Annotated in this window: 1 protein-coding gene and 1 pseudogene; one reads left to right on the forward strand and one right to left on the reverse strand. The window is 45.9% G+C overall.

Annotation, left to right across the window (positions count from 1 at the left end; all coding sequences use genetic code 11):
• Positions 1-44: 44 nt before the first annotated feature.
• Positions 45-452 (forward strand): cell envelope integrity TolA C-terminal domain-containing protein, encoded by a 408-nt coding sequence (locus ACOTZD_RS22855; RefSeq protein ID WP_032666022.1) that lies wholly within the window; start codon positions 45-47, stop codon positions 450-452.
• A gap of 66 nt (positions 453-518) precedes the next feature.
• On the opposite strand, the pseudogene ACOTZD_RS22860 reads toward ACOTZD_RS22855, so the two are convergent.
• A pseudogene (locus ACOTZD_RS22860) lies at positions 519-597 on the reverse strand (SOS response-associated peptidase); the annotation flags it as partial.

Raw genomic sequence — 597 nt, forward strand, 5'->3', positions numbered from 1 at the left:
ATGTGCCAATATTGCTGAGGTTTAAAGGGATTTAGGGGCAAGATATGGGATTGTCTAATACAGTACAGAAAATCGTTATATCAACCATTGCGTTCAGCCTGGTCGCGGGATGTGCGCCGTTGCATCCTTCTGACTGCCATAAGACCACAGCTACGGGTAATTGCAGTTCAGGACGCTGGGATGATCAGGATGAATGGGGTAAGCAAGCTCGGGCAATCAGGGCGGCAATAAATGACAAACTTGATGAGCCTCAGAAATGGAAGGGAAAAAAATGCAGGTTGCATATTGAATTTGCTCAGGATGGCACGGCTTTAAAAATATCAACCAGCAATGGTAATAAAGCCTATTGCGAAGCGATTGAATCAGCAGCCCATAAAGCTAAATTCCCGGCCTTCAACAATCCGGAAGTCTACAGAGATTTTCAAAAATCCGGCTTTAATATGGGCGGATAGCAAGGCGATGCCTATCTAAATGTTCACTTCTCGCTCATTTAGAACGCGCCTGGTTTCTTTAACTTTTTATTGTGCTGCCTCGATTAGTTCCGGCCCCTGGTTCTTAACATTCCCCACGGCACGCGTAACGGCGTGCCAGATAAAC

Source organism: Enterobacter cloacae complex sp. SHL022, from assembly GCF_049237785.1.
Lineage (GTDB): Bacteria > Pseudomonadota > Gammaproteobacteria > Enterobacterales > Enterobacteriaceae > Enterobacter > Enterobacter hormaechei_C.